Genomic DNA, 20749 nt, shown 5'->3' with positions numbered 1-20749 from the left:
TGAAACACTGGATGGGGTCCACCCACTTCCTGACGAAGACGCTGGAGCACGTAAGCACCGAGATGAGCCTGCACGTGCTGGCGTACAACCTCAAGCGGGTGATGCGGATTCTGGGGATGGCGAAGACGATGAAGGCGATGCGGTTGGTGGGGGCGTGAGCCTCTCAGATGCAGCCTTGCCGACATGCGGCGCTCCAGTGCACATCAAACGCAGTCATTCTCGACAGACCGCCTACTGGCTGCCTATTGAGGCCCACCAAGGCATCGACAGCATGAGAGTTCGGCATACTGGCGCGATGAGGGCGTTTCCACACAGCCTCGGCCATGACCAGACCACCGCGCGGTCAAATCCGGTCCTGTGGGGCACTAGACTAACGAGCAAGGTTTCCTACTTCTAGCAAGGGAAGTGCTATGGATTTCGAGTCGCTGCTGGGGCGGCAGCTGAAGGACGACGAGGTTGTCGAAGTGTTGGAGGTGCAGGACATGCAAGTCGTCTACGACTTCGACCGGACACATGAGAATCTTGAGGATGTTTATTGGGCTGCAGCACACGCGTCCGGTTTTCAGTTCCGATTCGACCAAGATCAGAAGCTAGACGTTGTGTTTCTCTATATCGCGGCCAGCGAAGGTTTTAGGCCTATCGCGCGTGACGAAGTGGGCGTCCCCTTGTATGAGAGCTTCGATGAGGCGAAGCAGGGCTTCACGCGGGAGGGAATTTCTTTCAGAGAAAGCCCTGGGGAGAAATGGTGGGTCAAAGGCGATTTTGGGTCCAACACACGGCACTACCAGTTTCAGGACGACGCGCTGTTTCGTGTCACGCTGAGCACGAAAGCGGCATAGGCTGTGCCGATGGCAATGTCTCGATTGGCGTCTGCGAGGGTGCGCATCGCAGCTACCGTTTCCGGCCAGCACTGCCAGTCGTGAAGGTCTGCTTCTCGGTTGAAGACGAACCAGAGCCGTCTTTTGCGCATTCGTTGTAGATGTCCGCTTTGCAGTGCGGTCCTTCCCTCTCCCTCGAACCTATGACCGCAATGATGGTGAGAGAAGACTGCGCGGCAATCTTCAGTTGATGAGACAAGGTGCGAGTCAAACGCGACCGCAAACCGGAGGTTGATTCAACAGACTAGGGACGGTGCCGACGTTCTGAAGGTGCATCTAGCGCAGAGCCAGAACGGAACTTGCCGGCACCTCTTTGCGAGCCAACTTTGAAATTGCACCAGCGTTGGAGCGGATTCTGTAAGTTTCGATCTTTCACCATCGAACTGCAGTACGTCATTGATTAGAAATACATTCTTGCCTTTTTGTCAGATCACGCTGCCCACCCGGCACGGTCTATGACCTCGGACGTCATGGCGGCCACGACGCAGCGCGCCACAATCGACTGCATGACCACTGCCCTCGAAACGCGCCCCGGCGTCCGCGACTCCTTCGGAATGCACTTGCGGCACTGGCGCGAGCATCGCCGCTTGAGCCAACTCGACCTGGCGCAAGAGGCCCAGATCTCGACGCGCCACCTGAGCTGTGTGGAGACCGGCCGAGCTGCGCCGAGCCGCGAGATGGTGCTGCGCCTGGTGGAGCGACTGGACGTGCCGCTGCGCGAACGAAATGCCTTGCTGGTGGCGGCAGGCTACGCGCCCATGTACCACCAGCGCGCGCTGGACGATCCGGCGCTTCAGGCCGCGCGAGGTGCGGTGGACCTTGTGCTCACGGGGCACGAGCCCTATCCGGCGCTGCTGCAGCATCCGCTGAACGTGCTGCGTTTGTCGCTGCACCCCGAGGGGATGGCCAGGCGCATCGTGAATCTGGCGCAATGGCGTGCCCATCTGCTCGAGCGCCTGGCCCAGCAGATCGCCGCCACGGGGGACCCGGTGCTGAAGGCGCTGCGCAGAGAACTGGCAGCTTACCCGATGGCCGACCCCGGGCCGCCCCCGACTAGCGACTTGTCCGGCGTGGTCGTGCCCTTGCAGTTGCGCACTGAGACCGGCGTGCTGAGCTTCATCAGCACGACGACCATCTTTGGCACGCCCGTGGACGTGACGCTGCAGGAGTTGGCGGTCGAGTCCTTCTTTCCCGCCGATGCGGCGACTGCGCAGGCCTTGACGGCGCTGGCCGGGCGAGCGGGCTGAAGCGGGACCTCGGTAGTGCCGAAGGGCGCCCAGCGACCGACAGCGAGTCCTGCAGCATCTGCCGGCAGTCGTCTCGCTGCCCCCTACGCAAGCTCTTGGCTGAAGCGGACATCGAGCAATACGTTGCGAAGGTCTGCTTATGGCCGGCTGAAGGCGCATAGGTTTTCAAAGCATTGGGCCCGATGCGGCGAGAAGTGATACCAGAAAGCAGTCGCTCAGCTACCGTTGACTTCAACGGCAACGGCATTCGCGCGGGCCATCCTTAGAACCTGTCATTGTCCTTGGATACACAAGAGCCATCACACCTTCCTTGCCTTGAGTGGCACAAGAATCATGGCATCGCTGTGCAGGCGAGCCGAACCACTCGTCGCCATAGAGGGTGACAAGTACGCCGGCCAAGCCAAACGTGACGACGACGAGAGCCGCAACCAAATCACGTGGCATGCCGCGCTTCTTTCTCTGGTGCTTTTGCAATCAATTGCTCCAATCAATGCCACCGCCTTCAACGGCTGTTCCTGGTCGAACTCGGTCACGAAGGTTTGGACTCCTCGATCATCGCGCCACAGACCACGTGACCATCGGAGCAGTGCGCAGAGGTTCCGAAGGCCTACTTCCTGATGCCCTGTTTGCTCAGCCACTGATCGATCAGCGCCGCGATCCGATCCGAATTGCGGTCCATCATCACCATGTGCGTGTTGCCGCGGATGCCGAGCTCCGGAAGCAGGAGCCGGTCGCCAGTCCCGCCGGCCCGCACGAGGTTCGCGCGAAATTTTTCCTGCTGGGCCGTGATGCGGCCCCAGAACGGAAACTTGTCGAGGTTGTCGCCCCAGACCCAGAGCATCGGCACGCCCTTGATGCGCGCGAAGTCAGTGGTGTCGGGATTGGGCGAGCCAGAGGTTTCCACTGCGACAAGCGCCTTCACCTTGTCCGGATACTTCAGCGCCGAATTGAATGCGAAGTTGCCGCCCTGGCTATGGACCAGGATCACGCAGGGGCATGCCTTCTGTACATAAGCATCGTAGGCCGCCTGCGTCGTTGGTGCCCCAGCGCGGAATCGCCTGCTTGGCGAACTGATCGAACGCGGCGACCGGGAACTGGGTGTCGGGGAAGGCCTTGCGTTGCGCCGGGTCGCTCGCATAGGAGTCGGTGTCGCCGATGCGGAACAGTTCCCAGCCTTCTTTTTTCGGCCTGAAGAACGGTTCGCTCTTGAAGATCTCGGGGTAGCGCGCCCACGACGCCCGGCCGCGTTCCACCGCGTCGCTGACGTAGACGCTGTAGCCGGCATGGAGGAAATAGTTCTCCCAGCCAGGCGCGCCGTCCGGCTTGGTCTCGAAGGTCACACCCGACAGCCCCCCGCCGTGCCACATCAGGAGCGGGTATTTCGCCTTCGGGTCGGCGAGGATCGTGTAGCGCGCATACAGCGCCTCGACCTCGAAGTCGCCGTTGGGATCGAGTTTGAGAGGCGGTGCGCCGGGCGTGAAAGTCAACTCCTTCCGTCTGGTCCGCTCATCGTGATTCACAGGACGTCGATCAGAAACTCATGGATGGTGGCGGGGAACTGCGCATGGAACTGTTCCCTGTCGAAACCGTCTGGATCGGTGGCCGGTAGAAACCCGGGCCGCCGCATGCTGGCCGGGAAGGGCGTCAGAAATGAGTAGTGGCCTGCTCCGTCGACGGTGATCAGGTCCCGCAGGATGCCCTTGGGCAGCGCGGACAGCGCCTGTTCAATCTTTCCTGCTGGGGTGACCTGATCCTGCGCGCCAGTGATCACCAGGATCGGCGACCTCACGTCGGCAAGCGATGCAGGGGCCAGAAACCAGTCCGTCGCGGGGGCCAGGAGCACCGCAGCCCGGACCCGCGCGTCAGCCTGCACTGCGATCGGGGTCCTTCTTCGGGACCATGGCTTTCCACCCACCAACGCCAGAGCCGTATAGCCGCCCATCGAATGCCCCAGCGCGCAGATTCGCCGGGCATCTGACGCGGGTGCTAGAAACTCGTCCGAGAAGACAGCATCGATGGCCAACGAAGCCTGGCGTGGGCGGGTCGAGGCCGCTGTATCCGTGTTCGAGAGCGAGCCGTCGTTCCGGTTGTCACCCGGATGTTCAGGGCTCACGACGATAAAACCTTTCCTCGCCAAGTAGCCTGCAATGGAGCGATAGAGCAGATGGGAGCCACCGCCGCCGTGCGAGATCACACACACCGGAAAGCGGCCAGGCGCAATCGGGGCGTCGAGGTCGGCGTTGAAATGGTACGGCCCGATTGAAGTTCCGGTGGACGACGCTTCGCTCGGATACTGGACGATGGCGGGAAAGGACGAACCGCTCTGCGGATCTCGTACCGTAATTTGGCGAATGCCTGATTCCATGGTGGTTTTTTACTTGCTAGAGGAGGTGCCGCTCGAGCAACTGCTGTCGGCGGTTCCAGATCGATGCGGGGCGAGATTCCGGTGGGCTCATGGAGTCGGAGGTTACCCGCTGGCGATCGGCAGGCATCGACCGCTTTGGCGCGATCCTCGCCTACATGCAATGGCGCCCAAGGAGGCGGCCATCGACTGGCTCCAACCGGTAGCGTGCGCCGATGGGCATCCTGGTCGGCACGGCTTCCTGGACTGACAAGACGCTGCTCGCGTGCGGTCGCTTCTACCCGAAGGAGGCGAAGACCGCCGAGGCGCGTCTGCGCTACTACGCGTCGATCTTCCCGCTGGTCGAGGTCGACTCGAGCTTCTACGGCATCCCGGCGCTGGCCAACACGCAGCTCTGGGCCGAGCGCACGCCAGAGGCGTTCACCTTCAACGTGAAGGCCTTCCGGCTGTTCACGGGCCACCAGACCGATCCCAAGGTGCTGCACAAGGACATCCAGCAAGCCCTGGCCACCACCAGGGCCCTCTACTACCGCGGCACGCCGCCCGAGATCAGCGTCGAGCTGTGGCGGCGCTTCCGCGAGGCCCTCGCACCGCTCAGGCAGGCGGGCAAGCTCGGGCTGGTGCACTTCCAGTACCCGCCCTGGCTCGTCTGCAACCGCGAAGGACATGCGCATGTGGCGCATTGCGTCGAGCAGATGGCCGGTCACACGGTCAGCATCGAGTTCCGGCACCGCTCATGGTGGGACGAAGCGCATCGCGCCGGCACGATCGAGTTCCTGCGCAGGCTCGGTGCCGTGCATGCCATCGTCGACGGCCCGCAAGGTTTTGCCAACAGCGTGCCGCTGCTGGCGGAGACCACGAGCCCCGACTGCGCGCTGGTGCGCCTGCACGGGCGCAATGTCGACACCTACAACATCAAGGGCGCGGCGTCGGCGGCCGAGCGCTTCGACTACGACTATCACGACCAGGAGCTGCGCGAGATCATGGTGGAGGTGGTGCGCCTGGTCTGCAAGGTGCGCAACACGCACGTCATCTTCAACAACTGCGACGAGGACAAAGGGCAGCGCAATGGCATCACGTTCATGAAGATGCTGCTGGCGCATGGATGACGCACGGGGCCGCATCACAGGAAGTCCTCGTTCACCACCAGCGACAGCACCGACCAGCGCAGCCGCTGTGCCCAGTTCGATTCCGGCTCCCGGTGCAGCACCCAGTGGCGCCCGTCGCGCAGGAAGCTCCATTGCAGGCCGCCGCGCCGCGGTGCCTCGCTCACGGTGAAGCTCGCGGGCATGCGCACGCGCTGGATCAGGTCCGCCAGCTCGCCGGCCAGCGCGGGGCTGTCGACGATCAGGCCCAGTTCGGTGTTGCAGTGCGCCGAGCGCCGGTCCATGTTCATCGACCCCACGTAGAACCAGCGCCGGTCGACCACCGCCAGCTTGGCGTGCAGGCGGCCGAGCGAGCCGCGGCCGCCTTCGGTGTCGCTCCAGGCCGGATGCGGTTCGCTGGCCGGCATCAGCTCATACAGCGTGGCGCCCATCTGCAGCAGGGCGCTGCGGTAGCGCGCGTAGCCATAGTGCACCAACGGCTCGTCGGTGGTGGCGAGCGAATTGGTCATCACCGACACGCGCGCGCCCTCGCGGCTCGCATGGGTCAGCGCCTCGATCATGCGGGGCATGGGCACGAAGTAGGGCGAGACGACGAGCACCTCGGAGCGCGCGGTCCGGAAAAGGTCGAGGTTCGCGGCCATGACCGCGCCCTCGCGGCCCTGGGGCTCCGCGGCTTCTTCGACGCTGCCGCCGGCATCGCCCGCGGAGGGGGCTTGCACCACAGCGTCCGCGACCACGCGCACCTTCGCGGGTACCAGCTCAATGCGCCCCTGCGCCAGCTGCGCGCCGACCGGGCCGCGCCCCAGCGCATCGGGCTCGTTGGCAGGCGGCATGAAGCGTTCGAGGTCGCGCACCAGCGCGGCGAAGCGTTCGCGCGCAGCGCCCGGCGCCGGGCGGCCACCGGCCGCGATGGCTTCGAAGGGGTACGACAGCGGTCCGTTCCAGAAGGCATCGAAGCTCGCCGACAGCGCGCGCACCGCCGGCCCGGCCAGCAGCGCGTCCATGTCGATGAAATTCGCCGGCTTGCTGCGCCCGAAGTACGCGTCGGCGATGTTGCGCCCGCCGGTGATGGCGAAGCTGTTGTCGGCAATGAAGAGCTTGTTGTGCATGCGCCGGTTCACGCGGCCGATCTCGTGCAGCGACAGCAGCACGCGCGTGCGCAGGCCGCCGCTGCGCACCGGCAGCGGGTTGAAGACACGCACCTCCACGTTGGCGTGCGCGGCCAGCCCGGCCAGCAGCTCGTCGTCTCCGCCCGTGTACAGGTCGTCGACCAGCAGGCGCACGCGCACGCCGCGCTGCGCCGCGTCGCGCAGCTCGCGCAGGAACTGCCGCCCCGAGGTGTCGTCGGCCACCACGTAGTACTGCACGTCGACGGTGTGCCGTGCGGCCTGCGCGAGTGCGATGCGTGCGTCGAAGGCCTGGTCGCCGCCCGGCAGCAGGCGCACGCCGGAGAGGTCCGCTGTTTCGGACATCGCGCCGTCCGCAGCCGGCAGCGACGCGGCGGCGATGCGGGCGAGGGCGCTGTCCCCGAGGTCGGTGCGCGCGTGCGACGCGACCCGGTGCACCTCGCCGGGCAATGCGGCGCAGCCCGCCAGCAGCGAGACCGCGAGCATGGCGGCGGCGCACAGCCAGCGGGCGAGCTCCACGTGGTGGAGCGCCAGGATGCAGAACCGGCACGCAAGGGGTTCCCATGCGGCACGCAGCGCGGCAAGAGAGTTGGGGGTGTTCATGGCGGTCCTCGGTGCATCGGATGCGAAGTGGCGATCGATGCAGCCAGTCTTCCGCGCGGCGCCCGCCGCAACAATTGAACGCAGCGCCTAGTCCCCGGCGCGGTGCCGGCGTGGCCATCCGACTAGGCCTTTGGTGTAGGTGCGCGCGCTCGCTTATTGGGGGGCTTTGCGCTAACCTGCATTCAGGACGGGGAGGGTCACCGTAGACGAGAGGACTGTATGAAGGTTCTGCTGGTCGATGACCACGAGATCGTCTGGAACGGCACGCGCCTCCTGCTGGAGCGCATGGCCGCCGAGATCGAACCCGGCCGTCCCTTCCATTTCGAAGCCGTGCGGGACGCCGAGCAGGCCTGCCAGCTGGACCCCGCCGGTGTCGACCTGCTGCTGCTCGACTACCACCTCCCCCAGCTCTCCGGGCTGGCTGCGCTCAAGGCCGTGAAGGCGCATTTCGAAGCCACGCCCGTGTGCATGCAGTCGGCGGAAAGCTCGCCGCAGCGCGTGCGCGAGGTCATCGAGGCCGGCGCGGCCGGCTTCATCCCCAAGTCGTACCGGCTCGAGGACATGGAGGCCGCCCTGCGCGTGGTGCTGCGCCACAAGATCTACCTGCCGGCCGAGTTCGTGCTGGCCGACGACGTGACCCGGGCGCGCGACCCCGACGAGCTGCCGCGCGAGGACCTCGCCGGCTTCCTGCGCGTCGAGCTGTCGCCGCGCCAGCGCGAGGTGCTGGCGCTGGCGATGCGGGGCATGCCGGTCAAGCTGATCGCGCGCCAGCTGCTGATTGCCGAGGGCACCGTGAAGGTGCACCTGTCGATGGTCTACCGGGCGCTCGGCGCGCGCAACCGCACCGATGCCATGTGCCGCGTCTTCGACGCGCAGGCGGCATGGGCGCTCGAGGCCGCGTGAGCATGCCGGCCGCGCTGGACGGACTGGACGAACGGCGCCTGCAGGTGGTCGCCGAGCAGGCCGTGGGGTTGCGCTGGCAGATCCTGCTTACCGCCGTCGTCGTCGCGGCCATCGTCTGGCGCGACGTTCCCGCGCCTTGGGTGCTCGGCTGGTTCGCGGCGGTGATCGCCAGCCGCGAGTGGCGCGCCGCCGCGCTGGCGCGCATGGCCGCCGACCACGCCCGCCCGATCGCCGCGCGGCTGCGCGCCACCGTGCGCTGGAACGTGCTGATCGGCGCCTGCAACGGTTCCGCGGCGTTGTTCATGGCCCGGCTCGACCCGACGCTGGATGCGGTCCTCACGATGATCCTGGTGTCCTGGGGCGCGGGCGCCGTGTCCACCAGCGCGACTGTGATGCCCGCCTTCCTGGCCTACGCAGGGCTGCTTTTCGTGCCCACGGCGGCCATGTGGCTGGTGGCTGGCGGCTGGCTCGGCTGGGGCGTGGCCGCGCTGGTGCTGATGTTCTTCGGCGTGCAGACGCGCTTTGCCCGGCGCAACCTGCAGACCTTCGAGGAGTCGTTCGGCATCCGCGCCGAGAACCAGGCGCTGGCCACCTCGCTGGAGTTCGAGCGCGCGCAGCTGGCCATCGCCCGCGACCAGGCGGTGCGCGCCAACAACGACAAGAGCCGCTTCCTGGCCGGCGCCAGCCACGACCTGCGCCAGCCCCTGCAGGCGATGGCGCTCAACGTGGGGGCGCTGCGCCACGTGGCGATGGCGCCCGATGCGCGCGCGATCGTCGAGGTGGTCGACAGCAGCCTGGAGCAGTTGCGCGCCATGCTCGACGCGCTGCTCGACGTCTCGAAACTCGACGCCGGCGTGGTGGTGGCCCAGCCGCAGCGCGTGCAGATCGATCGGCTGCTGACCGCCGTGATGGCCAGCTTCGGCGCCGCGGCGGCGGCGCGCCGGGTCGCTCTGCACACCGCCTGCCCGCCCGGTCTGGCGGTGCGCACCGACCCCGACCTGCTGCGCCGCATGCTGGCCAACCTCGTGGACAACGCGATCAAGTTCTCGCCCGCGGGCGGGCAGGTCGAGGTGCGGGTCTGCACGCGGGACGCATCGGACGCATCGAACGCCGAGGTCGAGCTGACGGTGCAGGACAGCGGCCCCGGCATCGCGCCCGAGAACCACCGGCTCGTGTTCGAGGACCTGGTCCAGCTCCAGGCGGCGGGTTCCGGCGCCGCGCCCGCCCCGGGGCATGGCCTGGGCCTGGGCATCGTGCGGCGGATGGCCGAGCTGCTGGGCGTGCCGGTCGAACTCGAGTCCAGCCTCGGTGCGGGCGCCTGCTTCCGCCTGCGGCTGCCGCGCGCCGCACCCATCGGCGCCGACGGCTCCGAGGGTGACGGCGAAGGCGCGCCGTGGAGCCTGGCCGGGCGCTGCGTGCTGGTGCTGGAGGACGACCCGATGGTGCGCGGCGCCTACCTCAACGCGCTGGGCGCGATGGGCTGCCGCGTGCTGTCCGCCGCCACGCTCGACGAGGCACTGGGGCAGGTCGACGAGCCCGATGCGGTGGTGGTCGACTGCCGGCTCGGCGGCGGCGTCTCGGGCTTCGACGCCGCCGAGCGCCTGCGCGAGCGGCGCTCCGCGCAGCCGGCACACCCCGTGCTGCCCATCGTCATGGTCACGGCCGACACCGACCCGGCGGTGGTCGAGGCGGCGCGGCGGCAGGCGCTGCCGCTGCTGCGCAAGCCCGTCGACGACCGGGGGCTCGGCCGCGCGCTGGCTGCGGCCATCGAACGTTCCTGAAAAATCTGCCACCCATCCCGCGAGGAGCCGAACATGAACGACGGCCGCCGCCACGACGACCATGCCCCGGGCGACCGCCTGCTCTCGGAAGGCGCCGAGGTGCTGGTGCGCGAGATCGCCGCGGCACCGCCCGACGCGCTGCACTGCGAGGTGCTGGTCATCGGCAGCGGCTACGGCGGCGCGGTGGCGGCGGCACGGCTGGCGGGCGCGCTGTCGGTGGATGCAGCGCCCGGCATCGCACCGGGCGCCGTGCCGATCAAGGTCTACCTGCTGGAGCGCGGCAGCGAATACCTGCCGGGCGAATTTCCGGCCACCTTCGCCGAGCTGCCGAGGCACGTGCGCTTCAGCATGCAGGACGGCAGGCCTGCACGCGGCAACGCCTCGGGGCTGTTCGACCTTCGCCTGGGCGGCGAGGTGAACGCGCTGCTCGGCAACGGGCTGGGCGGTGGGTCGCTGATCAATGCGGCGGTGATGGAACGCGCCACGCCCGATGCCTTCGAGGGCGGCGCCTGGCCCGCGGGCCTCGGCCTTGCCGCGCTGGCGGAGGGCTACGGCAAGGCCGAGGCCATGCTGGCGCTGGAGCAGATCCCCGAGGGCGTGTCGAAGCTCGACTCTTTGCTGAAGGCCGGCGCGCGGCTGCATGCGGCGCGCGGCAAGGCCCACGTTGCGATCGCCTTCGCCGACGGCACGCGCACGCCGGCCCAGGTGGCGATGCACCGCTGCCTGCGCTGCGGCGACTGCGTGAGCGGCTGCAACCACCGCGCCAAGAAATCGCTGGACACCAACTACCTGGCGCTGGCCCATGCACGGGGCGCGCGCCTGTTCACCGGCGGCACCGCGCACCGCATCGCGGCCCTGCCGGGAGGGGATGGCTATGCGGTCGAGTTCTTCTTCACCGACCGGCGCAAGGCACGCACCGACAACGCCCGGCCCTACGTGGTGCGCGCGCGGCGGGTGGTGGTGGCCGCCGGCACGCTGGGCTCCACCGAGCTGATGCTGCGCTCCAGGGACGCGGGCCTGCCCGTCTCGCGGACGGTGGGCGCGGGCTTCTCGGCCAACGGCGACATGATTGCGGTGGCAGCCGCGCAGGACGACGAAGCGCTGTCCAGCGCGCCCGAAGGCGATGCGCCGGCACAGCGCGGCATCGGGCCGACCATCACCGGGCTGCTGCGCACCCGCGCGAAGCAGGGCGAGCGCCCGCTGGTGATCGAGGAGTTCGCCATTCCCGCGCCGCTGCGCCGCCTGCTGGCCGAAGTGGTGACCACCACCGACGCCTTGCAGGCGCTCGCGCACATGGACCTCGACCTGCACGCGCCGGACGAAGGGCGCGATCCGCTGGCGGTGGACTACGACATGCTGCGCCGCACGCCGGTCTACGGGATGATGGGCGACGACGGGGCGGCCGGCCAGGTCAGGTTCGTCGGTCATGACTGCGATGGCGCCGTCCTGGCCGACGCGCAGGTGCGCGTGGCGTGGCCGAAGGTGGCCGCACTGCCCGTGTTCGAGGCGCAGATGCGCGCACTGCATGCGGCCCACGATGGCGCGGGCGGACTCGGCGGGCGCGTGCTGCCCAACCCGCTGTGGAAACCGATTCCGCCGTTCGGCAGCCTGGCCGCCCTGGCGGACCGGCTGGAGGGCGTGGGGTCGGTGCTGACTGTGCACCCGCTGGGCGGCTGCCGGATGGCCGACGGGTGCGAGGGCGGCGTCGTCGACAGCTGGGGCCGCGTCTACGACGGCGCTGCTGCTGCTGCGCCGTCGCTGTTGCCGGGCCTGGCGGTGCTCGACGGCTCGATCGTGCCGGTGTCGCTCGGCATCAACCCTTCGCTCACCATCGCGGCGCTGGCGGAGCGCGCAGTGCCTGTGCTGGCCACGGACTGGGGCCTGGCGCTGGCCGGTTCGCCGCAGCCGCCGGCGTCGGAGCGCCCGTTGCGCCGCGACCTGACCCGTCCCCGCGCGCCCGCGCCGACGCGCGTCTCGATGCGCGAGCGCATGACGGGCCGCGTGCACATCGAGGGCCAGGCCTTCGCGCTGAGCGCCGAGGTGGAATTCGAGCCGGTCGACGTGCCGGCTCTGCGCGCGACGCCGCGCGCGCTGGCCCAGCCGGTGGTGGTCCTGCGCTTCGGCAAGGGCGAGAACGCACCCGTCGCGCATTGCACCGGCACCGCATCGATGCTGGTGCGCGAGAAGTGCGACAGCATCGAGCGCATCCTGCGCAGCCACGCGTTGGCACGCAAGAAGCTGCTGGCGCTGGTGCAAAGCCTGCTGGACGCGCGCGCTGCATCGGCCGGCGGCGCGATCGATGACGACGATGCCGTCTTCGAGGGCCCCGCCATGGCCGACCTGCTGGCGCTGTGCTCCCACCTCGGGCAGGTGCGCCTCATCGAATACGACTGGACGGTGGAGCGGGTCGAGCACGGCGCGCCGCTCAAGGAGGGCGACCGGCTGCGGCTCACCAAGCGCATCGCGTTCGTCGAAGGCGGCAACCCATGGCGGCAACTGAGCGAGGGCGAGCTGCAGCAGCTCGGCCCCGATGCGCCGAAGCCGCTGGGCCGGCTGGTGCTGGACCCCTCCTACTTCGTGGAGAAGCTGCAACCCCTGCTGCGCGTCGAACACCAGCAGGACATGCCCAACCAACTGGGCGACCTGGCCGAGCTGGCGCTGTGGGTGCTGCGCATCGTGCTGCACATTCACCTGCTGCACTTCGTGCCGCCGCCCGACTCGCCGCAGCGCGACTGGGAGCGCCTGCCCGGCGAGGTGTACGGCGTGCGGCCCGAGCCGGTCGAGCTAGCCACCGCGGCCGGCCCGGGCAGCGGGCCGCCGCGGCTGCTGTCGCGCTACCGTCCGCCGGCGCGCCGCGGGGGCACGCGGCCCGTGATGCTGATCCACGGCTACGGCGCGAGCGGCTCCACCTTCGCGCACAAGAGCATTCCCGGCAACCTGGTGCACAGCCTGCTCGCGGCCGGGCGCGAGGTCTGGGTGCTCGACCTGCGCACCAGCATCGGCTTCCCGTGCCGGCCGAGGGCCTACTGGTCGTTCGACGAGGTGGCCGAGGCCGACATTCCGGACGCCTTGCGCACCGTGCAGGCGGCGTATGCGACGCCCGACGAAGCGGCGCCCGTCCAGGTCGACGTGGTGGCGCATTGCATCGGTGCCGCCATGTTCAGCGTGGCGGTGCTGCGCCTGCCGGGCCTGCATGCGTCCATCGGCGCGGTGGTGCTGTCGCAGGTGGGTCCGCTGCTGCGCGCCACGGCCTTCAACCGCTTCCGGGGCTATGTGGCGGGCTACCTGCAGCAGTTCATCGGTATCGACGAGTTCGACACGCGACCCACGCTCACGCACATGAAGCGCCTGCTCGTCGACGGCCTGCTGGCGACCTTTCCCTACCCCGACGACGACGGCGAGGCCGAGCGCTTGCGCAAGGCGCCGGGCTTCGCGGCCGTGCGGCACCGGGCCGACGCCATCTTCGGCCAGACCATGCGGCTGCACAACATCGGCAAGGACACGCTCGATGCGCTCGATTCGATCTACGGCTTCGTGAAGGTGCGCGGCCTCGCCCAGGTCGGCAACTACGCCCGCGAAGAGGTACTGACCGATGCCGGCGGGCAGGGCCACGCGGTCGGCTTCGAGCAGGTCGGCGAGCGCTTCGGCTTTCCGGTGTTCATGCTGCACGGGCAGCGCAACGCGGTGTTCGATTGGCGCGGCTCGTACGAGAGCTTCTGGCTGCTGAAGCGCGTGTTCGGCAAGGACGAAGGCCTGCCGCGGGAGCCACCGGAGCTGCCGGACCCGTCGGACTCATCGAGCCCTTCCGGGGGCGACCTGTTCCTGGGTGAAGGCACCCCGCACCAGCTGCTGGTGCTCGGCGCCTACGGCCACCAGGACACGCTGATCGGCGAGAAGGCCTGCACCGACGTGTTCCCGCACATCGTGCGGTTCCTCGAGGCCTTCGACAAGAAGCCCGGCCCCGGCGAGCCGGTGCCGCCCGACTGGCGGGCCAGCCTGCCGTGGACCGGCCCATGGCTCGGCCATGCGAGCCGCGTGGCCGGCAACGCGGGCCGGCTGCATTGCCGGCTGGCGCTGCGCCCGCCGCCCGCGCACGTGTCGGCGCGCGCCGTGGTCTTCGTGCCCGCGTGGCGCCGCGGCGGTCGCTGGTGCTTCGACTTCGAATGGATGGTGGGGCTCGAGACCACGCGCGAAAAGCTCCTGCAGGAGGCGGTGGAAATCGACCTCTTCGACGACCGGCTCGCCGAGTACCAGGGCTTTGCGGTGCTGACGGCGCACGACGACCTGCCCATGGCGCGCGGCCCCGTCGAAGTGCTGGGCCGGCGGCTTGCGCCCGGGTTGTTCGCGCAGCCGCAGGACGAACCGATCGAGCCCATCCGCGACCAGGTGATGCGAACGCTGGACGCGGCCACCGACGCGCAGCGCGAGCGCGCCGTGGTGCGCCTCGACCCGGCATGGACGGGCGCCGTGCAGCGCGAGGGCGAGCCCGCGCAGGCCTCGCTGTGCTTCGCGCTCGCCAGTTGCCAGTACGTGCCGGGCCTGGTCGACCGGGTGCCCGCACAGGCGTCGTACCGCCGGCTCGCGCAGCGGCTCGAGGTGCTCGCGCCGCCGCACAAGCCGCAACTGCTGGTGCTGGCCGGCGACCAGGTGTATGTCGACCAGACCGCGGGGCTCTTCGTGCCGGCGGGCGGCGACGACGTCGGCCAGGCCTACGCGCTCACCTTCAGGCTGGAGGCGCTGCGCCAGGTGATGGCCTCGCTGCCGACCTATCCGCTGCTGGACGATCACGAGGTGATGGACGACTGGGAGCCGGGCCCTGACCCCTATGCAACGCCGGCCGTGCGCGCCGCGCTCGACGGCTACTTCGCGCAGCAGCACAAGCTGGTGCGCGGCATCGGCCCGCATCGCGACCAGCGTCCCTTCGACTACCGCATTGCGCCGGCCGGCTTTCCGTTCTACATGCTCGACACGCGCAGCACGCGCCAGCGGCGTGCGCTGCGCGCGGACGCGCAAGCCGCGGCCCTTGCCACGCCGCTGGACCAGGCGGCGATCCGTGCCGAGGCCGGCATGGGCGACCTGAAGAAGTGGCTGGAGGCCGCGCCCGCCGGACTGCCCAAGTTCATCGTATCGCCGGTGGCACTGTTCCCGATGCCGCGCGCCGCCGTCTTCGGCGACCCGGCGCAACGCCTGGGGCTGGACGACTGGAGCGGGTACCCGGCCTCGCAGCGCGCGCTGCTCGAAATGCTGCGCGACACCACCGCGCGCCATGTGGTGGTGCTGTCGGGCGACCGCCACATGTCGAGCGTGTCGAGCCTCTGGCTGCAGACGGCGGGCGGGCCGGTGGAGGTGATCTCGGTCGTGTCCTCGGGCCTGTATGCACCCTGGACCTTCGTCAATGCGCGGCCCGACGCGTTCTGGCTCGACGGCCAGGTCGACCTCGGCGCCGTGCCAGGTGCCTTCAGCGCCACCATGGTCACGGCGGCCGTGGGCACCGGCAACGGCTTCGCCGTGCTGCAGGTGGAGCGCGGCGTCACCGGCCATTGGCGAATCGGCGTCACCCTCGACCTGGACGACGGGCTCACACGGTGYCATCGCGACCTCGACCCCGCCGGCGGCAGCGGCTGGACGGCGGAGGGACCGGCGCGCTTCGCGCGCGTGTAGCGGTGGTTGGAGAATCGGCCTTGACCGTGCGGCCATGGTTCGGTCCGCCTGCCACCCCCTTTGTCTTTCAAACTCCGAAATGAACGACGTTGAATTTTTTGCATCTCCAGGAGACTCAGTGCTTCTCAACCTGCATCCGGAAACCGCATGAGCGCAGGCCCTGCAACCCAGGATCCCGACCTGTTGCGCCGGCTGCTGCGCGCCAAGGACCGGATGGACGCCGCATCGCACGAAGAGTGGCCGGTCGGGCGGCTGGCAGAGGTGAGCGGTGTGTCCGAGGCTCACTTCGCGCGATCGTTCAAGCAGGCCTTCGGCATCCCGCCGCACCGGTACCTGCTGACGCGGCGCATCGAGCGGGCGATGGCGCTGCTGCGCGAAACCGATCTGCCGATCACCGACATCGCCTTCGACACGGGCTGGGCGAGCCTGGGCACCTTCGGGCGCACCTTCCGCGACATCACCGGCGACAGTCCGAGCGCGATCCGCTCGCGCGGGAAGGCGACGGCGCAGCAGGAGCCCGGCCGCGTGCCCGTCTGCATCGTCAGCGCTGCGCGCCGGCCCGACCTCACGACCGCAGTTTCGGAGAAGCGACGCCAGGCGGCAGACGGTACAAACGAGCCCGAACAACAACAGGAGAGTTCGTGATGAAGCAGGGCATTGATGTCGTCGGTTTGTATGTGCGCGATCAGGACGAAGCGCTGGCGTTCTATGTAGAGAAGCTCGGTTTCCGTGTCCACACGGACGTGAAGAACGGCGACTATCGCTGGCTCACCGTGCAGCACCCGGACCAGCCGTCGTTCCAGCTCGGCCTGTTCACACCCGGGCCGCCGGTGCTCGATGCGGCCACGGCGCAGGCGGTGCGCGCCATCGTGGCCAAGGGTGCGATGCCGCCGCTCGTGCTGACGGTGGACGACTGCCGCGCTGCCTACGACCGGATGCTCGCCCTGGGGGTGGAGTTCACGCAGGAGCCGGTGGATCGCTTCGGCACCGTGGACGCCGGCTTTCGCGACCCGTCGGGGAACGGGTGGAAGATGATCCAGGGACGCGGCTGAGGAGGTCGCCTTGAACTGGAACAACAATTGGGTCCGGCAGACCCACCGCTGGCTGTCCATGGCCTTCACGGTCACCGTCATCGCCAACTTCGCCGTCCGGGCTTGGGGGGAACCGCCGCCCTGGGTCACCTATTCGCCGCTGCTGCCGCTTTTCTTGCTGCTGTTCAGCGGTCTTTATATGTTCGTGCTGCCCTATGCCAGCCGGCGACGCGGTGCGCGATGGGGCGACGAGGAAAAGCGTGTCCATGGAAAAAATCGACCTTAAAAAAGAACTGAAGCATCTCTATCAACCTTCCGCCAAGACGGTGGTCCAGGTCGATGTTCCGAGATTCAGGTTCGTCATGGTCGATGGTCGAGGCGATCCCAACACGTCGCAGGAATACAGGCAAGCCGTGGAGGCTTTGTTCTCTGTCTCGTACACCGCCAAGTTCATGGTCAAAAAGGGCCCGCAAGCGATCGACTATGCGGTCATGCCGCTCGAAGGGCTTTGGTGGGCCGACGACATGTCTGTCTTCGTTGCCGATGACAAGGCGAAATGGATGTGGACGATGATGATCATGCAGCCGGAATTCGTCGCGGACGAAGTCGTCGAGGCTGCCATTGCCGAAGTGCGGCGAAAGAAGGTAGCACCGGCCATCGACAGGCTGCGGCTGGAGAGTTTTTCGGAGGGGTCGTGCGCTCAGGTACTGCATGTGGGGCCGTTCTCGGAGGAAGGCCCCACGATCGAACGGCTGCATGATTTCATCGATGCGCGAGGCGATCGGGCGGGCAAGCACCACGAGATCTACCTGAGCGACTTGCGGCGGGCCGATCCCCAGAAATGGAAAACGATCATTCGCCAGCCGATGAAATGATGGCCGGTCGCTTGTGACGGGGCAGGGCCTTCCTTTCACATCGGCGGCATCTTGTCGAACTTGGGCAATGCCGGGTCCAGAAAATCCCATTCGTGTCCGCGCACGGCGTACGTGACCACCTGGGGCTTGTACCGGCCCGGGTCGTCGAGGCTCGCGGCGTGCACGGTGAAGACGTCGGGCATCGCCGCAAAGGTCATGTACACGGGCGAGCCGCAGGATGGGCAGAACGCCCGGGTCTTGACGTTGCCGCTGTCGCCCACCATGTCCCACAGCGTGGCCTGGCCGCTGTGCTTCACGCCGCTGCGCGCAAAGGTGAGGTACGAGCCATGGCCGGTGCCGCTCTTTCTTTGGCAGTCGCGGCACTGGCAATCGTTCTGAAAGACGGGCTCGGCTGAAATCTCATAGCGGATCGCGCCGCACGCGCAACCGCCGGTGTAGGCGTGGCTCATTTGTCTGTCCTTTCGAGGTTGTTTTTCCAGCGGGGCTGGCTGGGTGCAACCAATCTAGTCGGGCAGGGGCGCAGCGGTGAGTAACAAGTTCGTCGCGAATCCCGCCGGCTGTCGAGCGGGCGCGTAGAAAGCCGGTTCGGGAATCCGGTCGGATGGAATGCGAAAGAATTGTCAATTCGGCGTCTTCCGCTTCGAACTTCTTACAACTTCAGCGCTGTTCATGCTGCTTTCAGACGGTAAAGTGCCCGTCTCCGGTTTCGGATGGTCCGCGACCCTTTCCCCCCACCGCCTTCCGCTTTTCCCGCACATCCATGTCCAACCTCATCGTGCACGGCGGTACGCCGCTGCGTGGCCGCATCACCCCCTCCGCCAACAAGAACGCCGTGCTGCCGGTGCTCTGCGCCACCTTGCTCACCTGGGAGCCCCTGCGCCTGCATGGCGTGCCCGACATCACCGACGTGCGCAAGATCCTCGACATCTTCCGCACCCTCGGCAGCGACGTGCACATGGACCACGAAACCGGCACGCTCGAGCTGCACCACCGCGAGACCACCTTCAACGCATCGCTGCACCGGCTGCCCGAGGAGATGCGCTCGTCGATCATGCTGGTGCCGCCGCTGCTCGCGCGCTTCGGCGTGGCGCGGCTCGAGGACAACGTCAAGGGCTGCACGCTGGGCGTGCGCGAGATCGATCCGCACGTCGAGGTGTTCCAGCGCTTCGGCGGCGAGGTCGAGCGCACCGAAGGCTCGCTGCTCGTGTACAGCAAGGGGAGGCTCGTGCCCACCGACCACTGGCTCGACTACGCCTCGGTAACCACCACCGAGAACTTCGTGCTGTGCGCTGCCGCCGCGGGGGGCACTTCGACGCTGACCAATGCCGCGTCGGAGCCGCATGTGCAGGAGTTCTGCCGCTTCATGGCGATGATCGGCGTGCGCATCGAGGGCATGGGCACGTCGCGGCTCACGGTGCACGGCGGCGAGGTGCTCAAGGGCGGCGAGTTCCGCTTCGACGAAGACTTCCACGAGATCACGACTTTTCTCGCGCTGGGCGCCATCACCGGTGGCGACGTGGTTGTGCGCAACAGCGCGCCGGCCAACTTTCCGCTGATCGACCGCACCTTCGCGAAGTTCGGCGTGCAGATCGCGCACGAGGACGGCTGGTCGCGCGCCATCCGCACCGGTCCGCTGAAGGTGCAGACGCCTTTCACGAGCAACGTGCTCACCAAGGTCGAGGCCGCGCCGTGGCCTTACTTTCCGGTGGACCTGCTGCCGATCTTCATCGCGCTGGGCGTGCGTGCGCAGGGCAACGCGATGTTCTGGAACAAGGTGTACGACGGGGCGCTGGGCTGGACCGGCGAGCTCTCGAAGTTCGGCGCCCATGTGTTCTCGTCGGACCCGCACCGGCTCATCACCTTCGGCGGCAATCCGCTGACGCCCGCGGTGGTGGAGAGCCCCTACATCATTCGCGTGGCGATCGCGCTGTTCATGGTGGCGGCGAGCATCGAGGGCAAGTCGGAGATCCGCAACGCCGCGCCGATCCGCCGGGCGCATCCGCGCTTCGTGGAAAACCTGCGCAGCCTGGGCGTGCAGGTTGAATGGACGAGCGAGGAATAACCGGCGGGTGCAGTGCTGCAGCGCCGGTGCGTCAGAACGACGGCACGGGGTTGCGCCCTTCGGTCAGCACGTAGGCGCCGTTGCGCCAGGCATAGACCAGCGTGCTGTCGATGGTGAGCACGCGGCGGCTCTTGGTGCCGCTCGTTCGCTCACCCTTGAACGCGATGCGCATCTCGCCCGGCTCTTCGTCGGTGCCCAGCGTAAAGCTCGGCGTGCCGCTGACGTCGAAGCACGCGCCGCGTGGCGGCTCTTCCGGCTTGCCGGGCCTGGGCTCTTTATCGCAGGACTCGTCGGCGCCTTCGTTGGTGGCCGACAGCGCAATGCCCCTTGCCAGCACGCGCACCTTGCCCGCTTCGAGCCCGTACACCGACAGCCACTGCCCGCAGTAGCCCTGCCAGCAGCTGCCATGGGCAATGGTCAGCGCAAAGCGTTGGGGTGCGATGCGCTCGACCTTGGTGGTGCCGAGGTTGCCCATGAAGCCGAGGTAGTCGACGGCGTCGTTGCGGCTCGCGAGCTTCCAGCCCTCGGCGCCCTGTTCGAAGAAGTAGGCGCCGAGCCATGCGCCGTTCACGTGGCCGTTCATCGGCTGGCCTCGGTCGTCGAGCGGCACGGTCTCGGTCAGCATGACGGCGTGCGTATCGTCGAGCCGCACCACCTCGCGCGGCGACACATGAGCGTGTTGCTCGGCCTCGCTGCCGGGCACTGTCTTGCCCTCGTTGCGTCTCTCGGGCAGCGAGACGGTGTCGGGCTGTCGGGGCGCGGCGCCCGCGCCCTGGGAGTCGGGGAATACCAGCGCCATGAGTTCGGCTCGCTTGAGCGTGGCCGATGCGGTGGGGCGAGGCACTGGTGGCGCAGGTGGTGCCACGGGGGCAACGGCCTCGGCGGTTGCCACGGCCACTGCGGCTTGGTCCGCCTGCGCGTCGGCGGTGGTAACGGGGGCTTCTTCTTTCTGCGGACAGCCGCCGAGCATGACGAGGCCGGCGGTGGCAATGGCAGCAGCAATGGTGCGCTGCAGCGGCCGCGAGGGAGTCGCAGGCCGTGTCGGGTTCAGGAGGGGCATGCGCGCGATTGTGCCGAAGCCATTTGGCGATGATGACCCCGCCGCCGCCGCAA

The 20749-nt window shown here is 68.1% G+C and carries 18 protein-coding genes and 1 pseudogene; 12 read left to right on the top strand and 7 right to left on the bottom strand.

Translation table 11 applies throughout. The features are described from left to right. The 3 genes and pseudogenes from AC1DXX_RS26175 to AC1DXX_RS26165 all read left to right on the top strand — a co-directional run. Positions 1-158: pseudogene (locus AC1DXX_RS26175) on the top strand (IS5/IS1182 family transposase); the annotation flags it as partial. A 252-nt stretch (positions 159-410) separates the two neighbouring features. Continuing rightward, positions 411-839, top strand: coding sequence for a hypothetical protein (locus AC1DXX_RS26170; RefSeq protein ID WP_478137132.1), 429 nt, complete (start codon positions 411-413; stop codon positions 837-839). A gap of 545 nt (positions 840-1384) precedes the next feature. Further along, positions 1385-2125 carry a helix-turn-helix domain-containing protein gene (locus tag AC1DXX_RS26165; protein ID WP_478137131.1) on the top strand — a complete coding sequence of 247 codons (741 nt, stop codon included), beginning with the start codon at positions 1385-1387 and terminating at the stop codon, positions 2123-2125. A 299-nt stretch (positions 2126-2424) separates the two neighbouring features. Here the strand turns inward: AC1DXX_RS26165 and AC1DXX_RS26160 are convergent, their stop codons facing one another. The 4 genes from AC1DXX_RS26160 to AC1DXX_RS26145 all read right to left on the bottom strand — a co-directional run bounded on the left by AC1DXX_RS26160 (position 2425) and on the right by AC1DXX_RS26145 (position 4490). Then, the gene (locus AC1DXX_RS26160; protein WP_478137130.1) at positions 2425-2658 is read right to left on the bottom strand and encodes a hypothetical protein; all 234 of its coding nucleotides are present in this window, start codon (positions 2656-2658) and stop codon (positions 2425-2427) included. A 74-nt stretch (positions 2659-2732) separates the two neighbouring features. Next, positions 2733-3113: an alpha/beta fold hydrolase gene (locus AC1DXX_RS26155; protein ID WP_478137129.1), complete on the bottom strand. Its 381-nt coding sequence runs from the start codon at positions 3111-3113 to the stop codon at positions 2733-2735. After that, a complete protein-coding gene (locus tag AC1DXX_RS26150) occupies positions 3097-3612 on the bottom strand; it encodes an alpha/beta hydrolase family protein (RefSeq protein WP_478137128.1) in 516 nt (171 codons plus the stop codon). The genes AC1DXX_RS26155 and AC1DXX_RS26150 overlap by 17 nt, the downstream gene beginning before the upstream one ends. 29 nt (positions 3613-3641) lie before the next feature. Next, positions 3642-4490, bottom strand: a complete 849-nt coding sequence (locus AC1DXX_RS26145; protein WP_478137127.1) for an alpha/beta hydrolase family protein — start codon at positions 4488-4490, stop codon at positions 3642-3644. A gap of 212 nt (positions 4491-4702) precedes the next feature. Between AC1DXX_RS26145 and AC1DXX_RS26140 the strand changes: the two genes are divergently transcribed. Next, a complete protein-coding gene (locus AC1DXX_RS26140) occupies positions 4703-5596 on the top strand; it encodes a DUF72 domain-containing protein (RefSeq protein WP_478137126.1) in 894 nt (297 codons plus the stop codon). A gap of 14 nt (positions 5597-5610) precedes the next feature. Here AC1DXX_RS26140 and AC1DXX_RS26135 read toward each other — a convergent pair whose 3' ends face one another. Next, positions 5611-7323 carry a phospholipase D-like domain-containing protein gene (locus AC1DXX_RS26135; RefSeq protein ID WP_478137125.1) on the bottom strand — a complete coding sequence of 571 codons (1713 nt, stop codon included), beginning with the start codon at positions 7321-7323 and terminating at the stop codon, positions 5611-5613. A gap of 219 nt (positions 7324-7542) precedes the next feature. Here AC1DXX_RS26135 and AC1DXX_RS26130 point away from each other — a divergent pair, with 219 nt between their 5' ends. The 7 genes from AC1DXX_RS26130 to AC1DXX_RS26100 all read left to right on the top strand — a co-directional run bounded on the left by AC1DXX_RS26130 (position 7543) and on the right by AC1DXX_RS26100 (position 17574). Then, entirely contained in the window at positions 7543-8226 is a 684-nt protein-coding gene (locus AC1DXX_RS26130; protein ID WP_478137124.1) for a response regulator, read from the top strand. 2 nt (positions 8227-8228) lie between these two features. Next, on the top strand, positions 8229-10007 hold the full coding sequence (locus AC1DXX_RS26125) for a hybrid sensor histidine kinase/response regulator (RefSeq protein WP_478137133.1): 1779 nt from the start codon (positions 8229-8231) through the stop codon (positions 10005-10007). 33 nt (positions 10008-10040) lie between these two features. Then, positions 10041-15668, top strand: a complete 5628-nt coding sequence (locus AC1DXX_RS26120) for an alkaline phosphatase D family protein (protein ID WP_478137123.1) — start codon at positions 10041-10043, stop codon at positions 15666-15668. 147 nt (positions 15669-15815) lie between these two features. After that, entirely contained in the window at positions 15816-16313 is a 498-nt protein-coding gene (locus tag AC1DXX_RS26115; RefSeq protein ID WP_478137122.1) for a helix-turn-helix transcriptional regulator, read from the top strand. Continuing rightward, on the top strand, positions 16313-16720 hold the full coding sequence (locus AC1DXX_RS26110) for a VOC family protein (protein ID WP_478137121.1): 408 nt from the start codon (positions 16313-16315) through the stop codon (positions 16718-16720). Before AC1DXX_RS26115 ends, AC1DXX_RS26110 begins: the two co-directional genes overlap by 1 nt. Positions 16721-16730: 10 nt before the next feature. Beyond that, positions 16731-16985 (top strand): hypothetical protein, encoded by a 255-nt coding sequence (locus tag AC1DXX_RS26105; protein ID WP_478137120.1) that lies wholly within the window; start codon positions 16731-16733, stop codon positions 16983-16985. Next, positions 16966-17574 (top strand): GyrI-like domain-containing protein, encoded by a 609-nt coding sequence (locus AC1DXX_RS26100; protein WP_478137119.1) that lies wholly within the window; start codon positions 16966-16968, stop codon positions 17572-17574. Before AC1DXX_RS26105 ends, AC1DXX_RS26100 begins: the two co-directional genes overlap by 20 nt. Positions 17575-17609: 35 nt before the next feature. Here the strand turns inward: AC1DXX_RS26100 and AC1DXX_RS26095 are convergent, their stop codons facing one another. Continuing rightward, positions 17610-18023: a GFA family protein gene (locus AC1DXX_RS26095; protein ID WP_478137118.1), complete on the bottom strand. Its 414-nt coding sequence runs from the start codon at positions 18021-18023 to the stop codon at positions 17610-17612. A gap of 311 nt (positions 18024-18334) precedes the next feature. Between AC1DXX_RS26095 and AC1DXX_RS26090 the strand changes: the two genes are divergently transcribed. Beyond that, positions 18335-19636: a UDP-N-acetylglucosamine 1-carboxyvinyltransferase gene (locus AC1DXX_RS26090; protein WP_478137117.1), complete on the top strand. Its 1302-nt coding sequence runs from the start codon at positions 18335-18337 to the stop codon at positions 19634-19636. A 31-nt stretch (positions 19637-19667) separates the two neighbouring features. On the opposite strand, the gene AC1DXX_RS26085 is transcribed toward AC1DXX_RS26090, so the two are convergent. After that, entirely contained in the window at positions 19668-20696 is a 1029-nt protein-coding gene (locus AC1DXX_RS26085; RefSeq protein WP_478137116.1) for a hypothetical protein, read from the bottom strand. Positions 20697-20749: the final 53 nt, after the last annotated feature.

It is taken from the genome of Variovorax sp. P4_B10 (assembly GCF_056402375.1).
This window is presented reverse-complemented; position numbering and strand designations above follow the sequence as displayed.